The 443-nt window shown below is 47.6% G+C and carries 2 tRNA genes; both read left to right on the top strand.

Annotated features, from left to right (window positions below):
• Positions 1-150: 150 nt before the first annotated feature.
• Positions 151-227 (top strand) — tRNA-Ile (locus tag MTN95_RS21450).
• A 12-nt stretch (positions 228-239) separates the two neighbouring features.
• Positions 240-315: transfer RNA gene (locus MTN95_RS21445), tRNA-Ala, on the top strand.
• The last annotated feature ends 128 nt before the right edge of the window (positions 316-443 follow it).

Genomic DNA, 443 nt, shown 5'->3' with positions numbered 1-443 from the left:
GTCGTAACAAGGTAGCCGTATCGGAAGGTGCGGCTGGATCACCTCCTTTCTAAGGATATTTACGGAATATAAGACCTTGGGTCTTATAAACAGAACGTTCCCTGTCTTGTTTAGTTTTGAAGGAACTTTGTTCCTTGAATAAGTTAAGATGGGCCTGTAGCTCAGCTGGTTAGAGCGCACGCCTGATAAGCGTGAGGTCGGTGGTTCGAGTCCACTCAGGCCCACCATCTTATACAAATGGGGCCTTAGCTCAGCTGGGAGAGCGCCTGCTTTGCACGCAGGAGGTCAGCGGTTCGATCCCGCTAGGCTCCACCAACGTGTTCTTTGAAAACTAGATAACAGTAGACATCACATTCAATTAGTAATACAAGATATCACATAGTGATTCTTTTTAACGGTTAAGTTAGAAAGGGCGCACGGTGGATGCCTTGGCACTAGGAGCC

This window comes from Bacillus sp. 2CMS4F, assembly GCF_023161785.1.
Taxonomy (GTDB): Bacteria; Bacillota; Bacilli; order Bacillales; family Bacillaceae; genus Bacillus; species Bacillus halotolerans.
Note: the sequence above shows the minus strand (reverse complement) of the source record. Positions and strands in the feature narration are given on the sequence as shown.